Below are 12565 nucleotides of genomic sequence, written 5' to 3'. Positions count from 1 at the left end.
CCTTTGGTCAGCCCGGGAAGGGGGCGTTGGGGCGGGCGTAGTAGATCCACACGAGGGCGGTGGCGAAGGCGAAGAACACGACGCAGCCCCAGAAGAAGACGTGCGGGGCCATCATCGACAGCAGGACGCCGACGATGAAGGGGCCGAAGGCGGCGATGGCACCGGTCCAGCCGATGACGCCGCCGGCCTGGCGCTTGGGCAGGATCATGGGCATCTGCTTGAAGGTGCTGGCGTTGCCGATGCCGGAGAAGAAGAACAGGAACAGCATCGCGCCGAGGAACCACCAGAACTGGTCCGGGTTGTCCGGGGTGAGGAACAGCGCGGCCACGACGGTGGACAGCGTCATGCCGACACCGGAGACGAAGGTCCAGATGGCGCCGCCGAAGCGGTCGCACAGCGGGCCCCAGGCGGCGCGGACGAGGGAGCCGATGAAGGGGCCGAGGAAGGCGAAGGCGGCGCCCTTGGGCAGGTCCTCGGCGGCGTAGGTGGCGGCGAAGTCGGAGTTGGTGCCGTAGACGTTGTTGATGATGAGTGCCAGCTGGGCGGCGAAGCCGGAGAAGGCACCGAAGGTCATGAGGTAGGCGATCGTGAGGATCCACGTGTTCTTGTTGCCGAAGATGTCGATCTGCTGGCGGAAGTTCGCCTTGACCGGCACGTCCTTGAGGAAGATCCACGCGACGACGGCCATGACGATCGCCCAGGGCACGAGGACGATGGCGGGGTTGTGGACGAACAGCTCGGTGTCCTCGCTGCGCTGCGGGGCGACGAAGCCGATGCCCAGCAGGGTCATACCCATGAGCCACGGGGCGACGAGCAGGATGAAGGAGACGCCGAAGTTGCCCAGGCCGGCCTGCAGGCCGAGGGCCGTGCCGGAGAGGCGCTTGGGGAAGAAGAAGCCGGTGGATGGCATGAAGCCGGAGAAGACGCCGCCGCCGATACCGGTGAGGAAGGCGAGGACGAGCAGCCACCAGAAGGGGGTGTCGGTGTTCTGGACGGCGAAGAACCAGCCCATCATCGGGATGACGAAGAGCAGGGAGGACATGGCGACGAGCTTGCGGGTGCCCATGATGGCGGGCAGGAACATGAAGATCAGTCGCAGCAGACCGCCGGCGAGACCGGGGAGGGAGGTCAGCCAGTAGAGCTGGGAGGTGGACAGATCGAAGCCGATCTGGTTGAGGACGGGGGCGATGGCGGCCACCAGGTACCACGTACAGAAGGCCATGAAGAGGGTGATGGTGGTGATCCACAGGGTCCGCCAGGCGATGGCGGAGTCCCAGGTCTCCTCGTTCTCCGGGTCCCACCCGTGGAGTACCCGGCCGTCGGTGTTGAGAGCTGAGCTCATGCAAACCTCACTTGACAGGGGCCGAATGGTCCCGGTCAGGCTCGCCGGAATGATTCCGCCCGTTTGTTAGTTATCTTCAGGTTTACCCTGACTTATTCGACTGTGCCATACTTTGTACGGAAAATCCCGCACATAATTAAGCAACGTTTGTGTTGCGTAAATGTGCCGTGGGTCACACCCTGCAGGTCTGTCGCCTGCCCGGTGTCTGAACAGGGAGAAAAATGTGATCAATGCAACCGTCATCGTCGCCAGCGACCGCGTCGTCTCCGGCGAGCGCGACAACTCCGCCGGGGAGCTCGCCGCCACCCTGCTTCGGGACGCCGGGCTGGACGTCGCCGACCCCCGCGTCCTCCCCGAGGGTCGACAGGCCGTCTCCGAGGCGCTTGCCGACGCCCGGTCCGCCGGCCACCGCGTCATCGTCACCGTCGGCGGTACGGGCCTCGGCCCCCGCAACCTCACGCCGGAGGCGACGGCTCCGCACATCGCGGTGGAGCTCACCGGCCTCATGACGCAAGTGCTCCTGGCGGGCCTGGCCAACACGGAGCAGGCGGGTCTGTCCCGGGGGATCATCGGGTTGACGGGGCGGGGGTCGGAGGATGCGCTCATCGTCAACGTGCCGTCGTCACGCGGCGGCGTGCGGGACGCCCTCGGGGTGGTGTGCCCGCTGCTGCCGAACATCTTCGAGCGGCTCGACCGCGGCGACTAGCACTTATTCCCTCACCGTCAGCCGCGGAAGGGCGCCCGTGACGTGTCCTCAGTCGGGGCGATAGTGCAGCTATCCGGGGAATCTGCGGAAATCCACCGAGCCGCCTCCGGTCCAGCCGACGTCGGTGGAGATCCCCGACTGCTCGCCGGCGACCACGGCCTCGAGGCGGGCGAGGGCGACGGTCTCGGCGAAGTCCTCCCGCTCGATGCCGATGAACTCCCGGCCCAGCTTGAGGGCCACGGCCGCGGTCGTGCCGGAACCGAGGTGGTAGTCGAGGACCATCTCACCCGGGGCGGTGAACATCTCGATGAGCTGGCGCAGCAGGGCCTCCGGCTTCTTGCCGTTGCGGAAGCTCACCCCGCCCTCGGTGGCCACGCGGTTGAACTCGGCGTGGTAGTCGAGGAAGTTCGGGTACGGCAGGCGGGTGACGGTCGAGGACTGCGGCACGCCCTGGAAGTAGGAGCCGTTGCGGTTGCCCGCCCTGGGGGAGTGGAAGAAGCGGTGGCCGAGGCCGTCGTCGCCGATGTCGGGCACCCGGATGAGGGACAGCGGCGGGAGGTCGAGGGGCTCGAGGTGGGCCACCCAGAAACGTCCGGAGGAGTTCTTCTCGCGCAGGCTGCCCCGGACGGAGTGGGTGCGGAAGGTGCCCTCCCCGGGGGCGACCTCCACCTTTCGCCACTCCTCCGGCGCGTACACGTGGCACCGGCGGTCGCCGAGCAGGCGCGGGGTGCCGGGCCCGTGGATCTCGACCTCCCAGCGGTAGTCGCTCAGGTCGCGCTCGCGCTCGCGGCGGGGCATGCGGAAGTGCGGGTCGGGGGAGTAGATGAGGATCTGCTCCATGACGTCGTTGAACTGCTTGTCGGCGGTGAGGGCCCGGCCCGGGTGGCGGACGAGCACGTGGAAGACCATGACCTTGTGCAGCCAGTCGAGCCCGTCGAGGGTGACCTCGAGGTGGGCGGACTGGTGGAAGGAGCACTGGATGGCGATGACGGCGTCGTCGATAAGCAGGGGACGCGCGGCCTCCAGCCGCTCGACCATGAACCGGAGCCACTGCTCGCGGGGCATGGCGTCGGCGTAGAGGTAGTCGCCGCTGCCGGTGTTGTACGGCGGGTCGATGTAGATGAGGCGTACCTGCCCGGCGTGGGTGGCGGCCAGGCTGCGCAGGACCTCGAGGTTCTCGCCCTGGATGAGCAGGTTGCGCGGTTCATGGCCCATACCTGCCCATCCTAGGGTCAGGCGGTGCGGGTGAAGCGGAGGCGCCAGGTGTCGGGGCCCTCGGTGAGGTACTCGATGTCGAAATCCTCCTCCCGGCGCTCGATCTCCGTGAGCAGCGGGGTCGGGTTGTGCGGGGCGACGAGCACCATGGATTCGCCGACGGCGCGGGTACCCAGGGCGCCGTGGATGGCGCCGTGGCGGATGGCGTGCGGGATGGCCGCGGCGATGAGGGTGGGTTCCGGGGTGGAGTCGTCGGGGGTGAGGGGGAGGTTGATCTCCATGGCGGGTCCTTTCGGTGGTGTTCTGTCTGCCTCCCCAATTTAGTACGATTAAGTCCGTGAAAAAAGATCAGCCGGTGGTGTGGCACCGATTCGTGTTCCTGGCCTTCGCCGGAGCCTCGGTCCTCACCGGCCTGACCGCCGCGCTCGCCCTGCTCGGGTACCTCGGCGGCACCCGCGCAGCGACGCTGGCCGCCGACCACGGGCCGCTCATGATCTTCGGCTTCGTCGGCGGGGCCATCGGCCTGGAACGCACCGTCGCGGTGCGCACCCGGTGGGCGTGGGCGGGCCCGGTGTGCAGCGCCCTCGGTGTCGTCACCCTCCTCGCCGGACTCCCCGTGGCGGTGCCCGCCCTGCTGTTCACCGGCAGCTTCCTGCTGCTCGGCCTCGTGTACGCCACCGTCCACCGGCGCCAGGCGACCGCCGCGGTCATCGCCCAGGCGGCCGGCGTCATCGGCGCCGTCAGCGCCACCCTCCTGTGGGGCTTCGGCGACGGCGGGTTCGCCGCCGCCATGCCGCCCGCCGTCGTCTTCGTCGTGGCCACCATCATCGGCGAACGACTTGAGCTGGCCCGCATCCCCGTGACGGCCGGGAATCCCGAGCCGCTCATCACCGGGCTCGTGCTGGCGCTCGCGGCCGCCGGGATCCTCTTCGTCGCGGCCCCCGAGGTGGGCCACCCCCTCATGGGCCTGCTGCTGGTGGCCGTCGCCGTGGTCACCGCCCGCGTCGACGTCGCCCGCCGCCTCGTCCGCGCGCAGGGCCTGCCCCGCTTCAGCGCGGTGTGCATGCTGGCCGGCTACCTGTGGCTCGGGCTGGCGGGCCTGCTGTGGGTGGCGTTCCCCCGGACCACCACCGGATTCCTCTACGACGCCGCCGTCCACGCCGTCTTCCTCGGTTTCGTCATCTCCATGATCTTCGCGCACGCCCCGATCATCCTCACCGCCGTCATCCGCCGCCCGTTGCCGTACCACCCCGTGATGTACGTGCCCGTGGCGCTCCTCCACGGCGGGCTGGCGCTGCGCCTGCTCGGCGACGCCCGGGAGGCCGTCCCCCTGTGGCAGGCCGGCGGCGTCATCAACGTCCTCGCCGTGCTGACGTTTCTTCTCACCGGCGTCACTCTCAGCGTGCGCGCCTCCCGGAGGAGGGCCCGCCGATGAGCACCCTCGCACTGTCGGACGTCTCCCTACGCTCCCGCGCCCGCTGGCACACCACGGCCGCGGTGGTCATCGGCGCGTGGATGCTCGCCGGCCTCGGGTTCTTCCTCGCCGGGGCGTCGTGGTGGGCCGTCGTCCACCCCTTCACCCTCGGCGCGCTGACCACCGCCGTCCTCGTCTACTCCACCCACTTCACCGAGGCCCTCACCCGCACCCCGGCCGCCTCCCACCTCCCCGTGGCCGGGCGCGTGGCGCTCCTCCAGGGGGCCGTCCTCCTGCTGCTCGTCGGGGACGCCGGACCGGGCTGGTCCGCGCCCGCCGATCTCGGCGCCGCCCTCGTGCTGGTCGTACTCGGGTGGCACGGGGTGGCCCTGTGGTCGCGGCTGCGCCGGTCCCTGGCCGGCTCCGTCGTGGTGACCGTGCCGTTCTACCTGGTGGCCGCCGCGTTCCTCGTCCTGGCTGTCGGGCTCGCCTGGGCGGCGGGCCGCGGCCTCGGCTCCTACGACGACCTCATCGCCGCCCACTCCCGCGCCACGGTGTGGGGCTTCACGTGGCTGACGGTGCTCGGCACCATCATCAGCCTGCTGCCCACCCTCACCGGCGCGCGCATCTCCGCCACCGCGCGGGCCCGCTGCACCCGCGCCCTGGTGGTCCACGCCGCGGGCCTCGTCCTGGCCGTGGGCGCCCTGCTTATCGACGCCCCGTCCGCCGCCCTCCCCCTCCTGGTCACCGTCGCCGCCGCTGTCATGCTCGTGCAGCCGGTCCTCGCCGGGGTCCTGCCCGGCACCCGCTGGCGCACCGCCGGGCTCGGCGTCGCCGCGGGCACGGTGTGGATGGTGGCGCTGGCGACCACCGACGCCGTCCTGCTGGCCCGTGAGGTCGACCCGCGGGAGGGCATCCGCCTGCTCGTCCCGGCCCTCCTCGGCGCGGGCCTGCTGCAGCTGGTCACCTCCGTGCTCCTGCACCTGCTGCCCATCCTCGTCGGCGGCGGACCGGGGAAGGTCATCGCCGCCCGGGAGCGGGCCGACCGCGGCGGGCCGGCCCGGTGGGTCCTCATCAACCTCGGCGGCGTGCTCACCCTCGTGGCCCCCGGGCCCGCCGGGATCATCCTGCTGGCGCTCGGCCTGCTCGGCCACGTCCTCGCGCTGGCGCTCGCCGTCACCCTCCAGTACCGGAAGGACCCCTCATGACCCTGCCCCTCGGCCCCTCCACCCCGGCTGCGTCGGCCCCCTCCCAGCCGTCGGCCGGCTGGGCCTCGTGGATCCTCGTCGGCCTGGCCCTGGCCGCGGCCGTCGTCCTCGGCCTCACCCTGGGTACGACCGCCCCGGAGGAGACCCCCGTCGCGGCGGGCGGGGACACCCGCACCGTCGAGGTGAGCATGCGGGACATGGCCTACCACCCGGACGTCATCGAGGTCCCCGCCGGCACCCACCTCATCATCGAGCTGCACAACGACGACGACATGCGTCACGACCTGCAGATCAACGACCGCCGGGCCGCGCTCGTCGACCCCGGCGACTCCCTCACCTTCGACGCCGGGGTGGTCAGCACCGACACCGAGGGGTGGTGCACCGTGGCCGGGCACAAGGCGATGGGCATGATCCTCACCGTCGTCGTGGTCGACGCCCACCAGCACGGCGCGGCTGACACGGCTGACACGGCGGCCCCGGCGACCCCGGCGACCGCCGAGGTCCACGACGCCGCGCTGCCGCCGGCCCCGGAGGGCACCGTCCACGAGCTGGAGTGGAGCGTCACCGAGGAGATCCGCGAGGTCGCCCCCGGCCACGAGCAGGTGGTGTGGCTCTTCGACGGGCAGCTCCCCGGACCCACCCTGCGGGGGAAGGTCGGGGACACCTTCCGCCTCACCCTGCACAACGACGGCACCATGGGGCACTCCGTCGACTTCCACGCCGGGGAGGTCAGTCCCGACGCCCCGATGCGGACCATCAACCCGGGGGAGTCCCTCGTCTACGAGTTCGTCGCCCGACGCTCGGGAATCTGGATGTACCACTGCGCCACGGCGCCGATGAGCCTGCACATCGCGAACGGCATGTTCGGGGCCGTCATCATCGACCCACCGGACCTGCCGCCCGTCGACGCCGAGTACTCGCTCGTCGCCTCCGCGGTGTGGCTGGGGGAGCGGGACACCGGGGCGGACGCCGCGCGCGTCAGCGACGGGCCCTACGACCACACCGCCTTCAACGGCTACCCGCACCAGTACGTCGACGCACCGCTGCGGGCCGCGGTCGGCGACACCGTCCGCTTCTGGGTCCTCGACGTCGGCCCCGACAACCCGGTGAGCTTCCACCTCGTCGGGGAGATCTTCGACGCCGTCTTCAGCGAGGGACGCCACCTCATCCGCGACGCCACCGACACCGGGGCCCAGGTGCTGCCGCTGCTCCCGGCCCAGGGCGGGTTCGTCGAGGTCACCTTCGACGAACCGGGCACCTACACCTTCGTCAACCACGTCATGACCGACGCCGAGAAGGGGCAGCGCGGGCAGATCGTCGTCGGCTGAGTCAGCCGACCTCGCCGCGCTGAGCGAGCTCGGCGAGGGTGTCGTAGTCGGTGTCCAGGCCCGCGCCGGGCACCTCCACGACCGTCGCGGCGGCCAGGAGCCGTTTCGCGGCGATGTCGCGGGTCGACTCCAGCGTGGCCAACGCCGCGAGGAGAGCGTCCCGACGCCACACCGCGCACAACGGCTGCACCCAGCCGTCGGCGGAGCGGGTGACGGCGACGCCGGCGTCGGGGGCGGCGGTGAGGGCGTCGACAAGTGCGGGCAGGAGGGCGGGGGAGTCGGGCGCGTCGACCGAGAGGACCGCCACCAGGTCCGAGCGGATGAGCGGCGCGGCGGCGGCGATGCCGGCGACGGGACCGCCGTAGGGCGGGTCCTCGGTGACGCGGCGCGCGGCGTCGGGAAGCGGCAGGTCATGGGGGCTGACCACGATGACCGGCCCGGGCAGGGCGGGGAGAAGGTGGTCGATGAGGCGGCGGCCGTTCAGCCGCACGCTCGCCTTGTCCACCCCGCCCATGCGCTCCCCGCGGCCCCCGGCGAGGAGGATCGTCTCGATCAGCGCGACCAGTCCCCGGAGCGACCCCCCGACTTGGCGGTGATCATGCACGAGCGGATGACGGCGGAGCGGTCCACGCCCTTGACCATGTCGACGACCGACAGCGCGGCGACGGTGACGGCGGTGAGGGCCTCCATCTCCACGCCGGTGCGGTCGGCGGTGCGCACGGTGGCCTCGATGAAGACGTGGTCCTCGCGGATGTCCAGCTCCACCGCGCAGCCGTGGACGCCAATGGTGTGGGCGAGCGGCAGCAGGTCCGGGACCTTCTTCGCCGCGGAGATGCCGGCGATGCGGGCGACCGCCAGCACATCACCCTTCGGCACGGTGCCGTCGCGCAGGGCGGCGAGCACCTCGGGGGAGCAGGCGACCTCACCCTGCGCGGTGGCCGTGCGCACGGTGGGATTCTTCTCGGTGACATCGACCATGTACGCCGCACCGGCGTCGTCGAGATGGGTGAACTTCATGTCTTCCTAACCTAGCCGGAGCAGGACGCGGACGGGGTCGCCGGCCACCAGCCGCTCGCCGCCCGGCGGGACGACGGCCAGGCCGTGGGTGTCGGCGAGGGAGGCCACCAGATGCGACCCCACACGTCGGTCGAAGGGGGTGGCCATGACCCCGACCTCGGTGTATGTCACGCGCACCGGGGCGAGCACGGTCCGGTCGGGACGCGCGGGCAGGCCGTCGCCGGTGAGCAGCGCGGTGACCTGCGGGCGCTGCGGGGTACGCCCGGCCAGCGTCTGCAGCAGCGGCGGGACATAGAGGAGGAAGGAGACGAACGCGGCGACGGGGTTACCCGGCAGACACACGAGCGGCACCCCGTTCCACGTGCCCGCGCCCTGGTGCTGGCCGGGGCGCTGGGCGACGGTGCCGAACCACACGCCGGCGGGCTCGGTCACCTCGCGGACGACGTCGAAGGCGCCGACGGAGACCCCGCCGGTGGTGAGCACGAGGTCGTGGTCCGCGGAGAGGGCGTCGATAAGCTCCCGGAACCCGCCCGGGCCGTCGCCGCAGTGGACGTCGGTGACCTGTGTGATGCCGTGCTCAGCGAGGAGCGCGGCGAGCATCACCCGGTTGGAGTCCGGCAGCTGCCCCGGGCCAGGCGTGACACCGGGCTCGAGCAGTTCGTCGCCGGAGGAGATCACCGCCACCCGGGGCCGCGGATGGGCCTCCACCTCCGTGATCCTGCACGAGACGGCCGCCGCGACGCCCCCGGCGTCGAGCACCGTCCCGGCCGCCAGTGCGGGCTCGCCGACGGCGATGTTCTCCCCGGCCCGGCGGATGTGGGTCCGCGCGGGGCGGAGATCACGGATGGTCACCTCCGCCGGCAGCGCGCCCGGGCCCGGTGCGATGTCGGTGTCCTCCACGGGGATGACTCGCAGCAGCTCCGGGTCGCCTGCGACAGGCGCGCCTGTCATGACCCGCAGCGCTGACCCGCGCTCGAGAGGGACGGGGGCGGCCCCGGCGGGGACGTCGGCGACGACCGGCAGCGTCCACGGCGCACCACCCTCCAGGTCGGCGGAGTGCACGAGGAAACCGTCCATCGCGGAGTTGGTGAACGGCGGCACCGGCAGGCGCGCCGGGCTGTCCGCGGCGAGGGTGAGGCCGTGGGCGGCGCGGACGTCGACACGCACCGGGGGCAGGGGAGTGGCCGTCGCGAGGACCGCGGCGAGATGCTCGGGGATGGTGCGCACGTCAGCCGCCGATGGCCGACATGGTGCGGTCGGGCTGGAGGAACCCCGGGTCGTCGATGCCGTGGCCGGGCTTCTTCTCCCGCATGGCCCCGGCCCAGGCGGCGGCGAGGGCGGCGTCGTCGGCGCCGGCGCGCATGAGGTCGCGCAGCGAGGTCTCGGTCCGCGAGAACAGGCACGTGCGCATCGCGCCGTCGGTGGTCAGGCGCGTGCGGTCGCAGTCACCGCAGAAGGGCCGGGTCACCGAGGCGATGACGCCGATGGTGCCCTGCTTGTCGACGCCCCGTGCCGTCCACAGTGCGGCCGGTGCCGCGCCGCGCGGTTCCTCAACCGGGGTGAGCTCGAAGTCGGTGCGCAGCCGGGCGAGGATGTCGTCGGCGGTGACCATGTCGCCGCGCTTCCACTCCTCGCGGGGGCCGAGCGGCATCTGCTCGATGAAGCGCAGCTGGGCTCCGGAGTCCAGCGCGAAGTGGGCCAGAGGGAGGATGTCGTCCTCGTTGACCCCCGGCATGACGACGGTGTTGAGCTTGAGGGGATGCAGCCCGGCGGCGAGCACCGCGTCGATGGCGCGCAGGACATCCGGCAGCCGGTCACGGCGGGTGAGGCGGGCGTAGCGCTCCCGGTCGAGGGAGTCGAGGGAGATGTTGACGCGGGCGAGGCCGGCGTCGACCAGCTCCGGGAGACGCTTGTCCAGGCCCAGCCCGTTGGTGGTCAAGGCGGTGGCCGGGACGCGGCCCTCGTCGGTACGCAGCTGCGTGGTGGCGGCGATGATGTCGGCCAGGGAGCGGCGCAGCAGTGGTTCGCCGCCGGTGAAGCGGACCTGGCGGATGCCCAGGTCGCGGACGGCGATGGTGATGAGGCGGATGACCTCGGCGTCGCTGAGCGTGTCCTGCGTGGGCATCCAGTCGAGGCCCTCGGCGGGCATGCAGTAGGTGCAGCGAAGGTTGCAGCGGTCGGTGAGGCTGACGCGCAGATCGCGGGCCGTGCGACCGTGGCGGTCGGTGAGCGTGAGTGGCCGCCCCGCGGGGGTGTCGTGCCGCGGCGGGGTCTGCAGAATCAGTCTCTCGGCCATTACGTGTCCATGGTAGTGATCGGCCACCCGTATTAGCAACGGAAAGGCCGTGGAAAATCTACCGTTCGTCCGCGGTGGGCACGTCCTTCTCGCCCGGACCCTTGAGCTTGACGATCTCGAAGTCCCCGTCCGCGAGGTGCTTGCGCAGGTCCTTCTTGTCGAACTTGCCGACGGAGGTCTTGTCGATGTCCCGTACGAAGGTCCAGTACTCCGGCAGCATCCAGCCCGGCAGCGAGGAGCGCAGCTGGTCGCGCAGCTCCTCGGCGGTCTGCTTCGTCTGGGCGATGTCCTCGTGGAGGACGGTGACCGCCAGCGGACGCTCGCCCCACTTCTCGTCCGGGTAGCCGATGACGGCACACTCGACGACCTCGGGGGCGTTCATGATGAGGCTCTCCAGCATGGCGGAGTAGATCCACTCGCCGCCCGAACGGATGACGTCGCGCGCGCGGTCGGAGACGGTGAGGAAGCCGTCGGCGGTGACGGAGCCGACGTCGCCGGTGCGCAGCCAGCCGTCCGCGGTGAACAGCTCCTCCGCGTCGTCGACCTCGCGGCCGCGGAACTGGCTGGCGGAGCCGTCGCCGTCCTCGGTGGGCGAGTGGTAGTACTCGCCGGTGACGATGTTGCCGCGCACCTGGATCTCACCCTGGTTGCGGTCGGTGGAGGAGACGACCTGGCCGTCGTTGACCACCCGGTACTCCAGCAGGTTGGAGAAACGACCCTGACTGACGCGGTACGCCCAGCGGGCCTCGCCGGAGGAACCCGACGGCGGCCGCGCGACCGTGCCCACCGAGGACGTCTCCGTCATGCCCCACACGTGGACGACGTCGACGCCGTAGCGTTCCTCCCACAGCTGGATGAGGATCGGCGGGGCCGGGGAACCGCCGACGTAGAGCTCGGTGAGCGACATACGCTCCGGGGGATTGTGCAGGTAGTGGACCATGAGCTGGATCCACACCGTCGGCACGCCGTGCGCCACGCGCGGGTGCACCGCGGCGATGAGGCGGGCCAGCGTCGGGGCGGAGACGTCCGAGTCCGGGAACACCAGGGGGGTGCCGGACATGAACGCCGCGTAGGGCACGCCCCATGACAGGACGTGGTAGATCGGCACACAGCACAGGAAGGACTCGCCGTGGGAGACCGACAGGGAGTCCGTGGCCCGCAGCGACATAGCCTGCAGGTAGACGGAACGGTGCGAGTAGGCCACGCCCTTCGGGGCACCCGAGGTGCCCGTCGAGTAGCAGATCGCGGCGGTGGTGTCCTCGTCGAGGACCGGCCAGTCGAAGACCGTGGACCGGCCGTCGAGCAGTGCCTCGTAGGAGTGGACGGCGAGATGGTCCGGGATGTGCTCCGCCAGCGGCTCCACCGGCTGCAGACCCGTGAAGACGATGGCGCGGACCGTGCGGCAGCCGTCGAGGGCCTTGCCCAGCGCGGCGGCGAGACGCGGATCACACACGATGATCTCGATCTGCGCGTGGTTGATGATGTGCCGCACCTGATCCGTCATCAGCTGCTTGTTGAGCGGCGCGAACACCGCCCCCATGCTCGACACACCGAACTGCACCTCGAGATGCTCCGCGCAGTTGTGCATGAACGAGCCCACCCGCTGGTCACCGGTGATTCCCAGGTCGTCGCGCAGCGCGTTGGCGAAGGCCGCCGCCCGGGCGCGGACCTCCTCGAACGTCGTCTCCTCGGCATGATCGGTGCGCCACGTGGTCACCTTCGTCGACGCGTGGGCCGTCGCGCCGTACTCCAGGATCCGCGAAATCGACAGCGGCACATTCTGCATGGTGGAGAGCATGCACTCACTCTAGCCCGGCGGGTCACTAGGACTGTGGGACCGGCATGCGCTACACTGTCCGGAGATCGACGGGGGTCTGATAATGCTCACGCAGGCCCTGGTTCGTCCGGACCACGCGTCCACCCTTCCCCACTGCCGGCTGGCGCCCCGCGCTGTCGCCCGGGGGAATGCGGTCAACACGGTCCGGCCACGGTCTGATCAACCATGTAGTACGGCTCCATTCCTGACGTATCCACCCGGT

The 12565-nt window shown here is 71.1% G+C and carries 12 protein-coding genes; 4 read left to right on the top strand and 8 right to left on the bottom strand.

Going from position 1 to position 12565, the window contains the following annotated elements; translation table 11 throughout:
• Window positions 1–7 precede the first annotated feature (7 nt).
• Complete coding sequence (locus B9Y70_RS08460) at window positions 8–1342, bottom strand: nitrate/nitrite transporter (protein ID WP_085549825.1); 1335 nt, start codon at window positions 1340–1342, stop codon at window positions 8–10.
• 205 nt (window positions 1343–1547) lie between these two features.
• Between B9Y70_RS08460 and B9Y70_RS08455 the strand changes: the two genes are divergently transcribed.
• The gene (locus tag B9Y70_RS08455; RefSeq protein ID WP_420838443.1) at window positions 1548–2048 is read left to right on the top strand and encodes a MogA/MoaB family molybdenum cofactor biosynthesis protein; all 501 of its coding nucleotides are present in this window, start codon (window positions 1548–1550) and stop codon (window positions 2046–2048) included.
• Window positions 2049–2117: 69 nt separating this feature from the next.
• Here B9Y70_RS08455 and B9Y70_RS08450 read toward each other — a convergent pair whose 3' ends face one another.
• Together B9Y70_RS08450 and B9Y70_RS08445 are read right to left on the bottom strand one after the other, a co-directional pair.
• On the bottom strand, window positions 2118–3263 hold the full coding sequence (locus B9Y70_RS08450) for a DNA methyltransferase (RefSeq protein WP_085549823.1): 1146 nt from the start codon (window positions 3261–3263) through the stop codon (window positions 2118–2120).
• A 17-nt stretch (window positions 3264–3280) separates the two neighbouring features.
• Complete coding sequence (locus B9Y70_RS08445; protein WP_085549822.1) at window positions 3281–3544, bottom strand: DUF2249 domain-containing protein; 264 nt, start codon at window positions 3542–3544, stop codon at window positions 3281–3283.
• A 56-nt stretch (window positions 3545–3600) separates the two neighbouring features.
• On the opposite strand from B9Y70_RS08445, the gene B9Y70_RS08440 reads away from it, so the two are divergent.
• Genes B9Y70_RS08440 through B9Y70_RS08430 form a run of 3 tightly spaced genes read left to right on the top strand, consistent with a single transcriptional unit; the run spans window position 3601 to window position 7213 of the window.
• Window positions 3601–4698: a hypothetical protein gene (locus B9Y70_RS08440; RefSeq protein WP_240309182.1), complete on the top strand. Its 1098-nt coding sequence runs from the start codon at window positions 3601–3603 to the stop codon at window positions 4696–4698.
• On the top strand, window positions 4695–5885 hold the full coding sequence (locus tag B9Y70_RS08435) for a hypothetical protein (RefSeq protein WP_085549820.1): 1191 nt from the start codon (window positions 4695–4697) through the stop codon (window positions 5883–5885). The genes B9Y70_RS08440 and B9Y70_RS08435 overlap by 4 nt, the downstream gene beginning before the upstream one ends.
• Complete coding sequence (locus tag B9Y70_RS08430; RefSeq protein ID WP_085549819.1) at window positions 5882–7213, top strand: multicopper oxidase domain-containing protein; 1332 nt, start codon at window positions 5882–5884, stop codon at window positions 7211–7213. Before B9Y70_RS08435 ends, B9Y70_RS08430 begins: the two co-directional genes overlap by 4 nt.
• Window position 7214: 1 nt before the next feature.
• Here B9Y70_RS08430 and mobA read toward each other — a convergent pair whose 3' ends face one another.
• From mobA to B9Y70_RS08405, 5 genes are read right to left on the bottom strand one after another with little or no spacing between them, the layout of a single operon-like run.
• Window positions 7215–7817 (bottom strand): molybdenum cofactor guanylyltransferase, encoded by a 603-nt coding sequence (gene mobA / locus B9Y70_RS08425; protein WP_240309181.1) that lies wholly within the window; start codon window positions 7815–7817, stop codon window positions 7215–7217.
• Window positions 7766–8230 carry a cyclic pyranopterin monophosphate synthase MoaC gene (gene moaC, locus B9Y70_RS08420; RefSeq protein WP_085549818.1) on the bottom strand — a complete coding sequence of 155 codons (465 nt, stop codon included), beginning with the start codon at window positions 8228–8230 and terminating at the stop codon, window positions 7766–7768. The genes mobA and moaC overlap by 52 nt, the downstream gene beginning before the upstream one ends.
• Window positions 8231–8236: 6 nt before the next feature.
• Window positions 8237–9457: a molybdopterin molybdotransferase MoeA gene (locus B9Y70_RS08415; protein ID WP_085549817.1), complete on the bottom strand. Its 1221-nt coding sequence runs from the start codon at window positions 9455–9457 to the stop codon at window positions 8237–8239.
• A 1-nt stretch (window position 9458) separates the two neighbouring features.
• A complete protein-coding gene (gene moaA / locus B9Y70_RS08410; protein WP_085549816.1) occupies window positions 9459–10526 on the bottom strand; it encodes a GTP 3',8-cyclase MoaA in 1068 nt (355 codons plus the stop codon).
• Between the two features lie 58 nt (window positions 10527–10584).
• Complete coding sequence (locus B9Y70_RS08405) at window positions 10585–12324, bottom strand: long-chain fatty-acid--CoA ligase (protein WP_085549815.1); 1740 nt, start codon at window positions 12322–12324, stop codon at window positions 10585–10587.
• Window positions 12325–12565: the final 241 nt, after the last annotated feature.

It is taken from the genome of Corynebacterium pollutisoli, from assembly GCF_900177745.1.
Classification (GTDB): Bacteria; Actinomycetota; Actinomycetes; order Mycobacteriales; family Mycobacteriaceae; genus Corynebacterium; species Corynebacterium pollutisoli.
The sequence above is the reverse complement of the archived record's forward strand: the minus strand, read 5'-3'. Positions and strand labels throughout refer to the sequence as shown.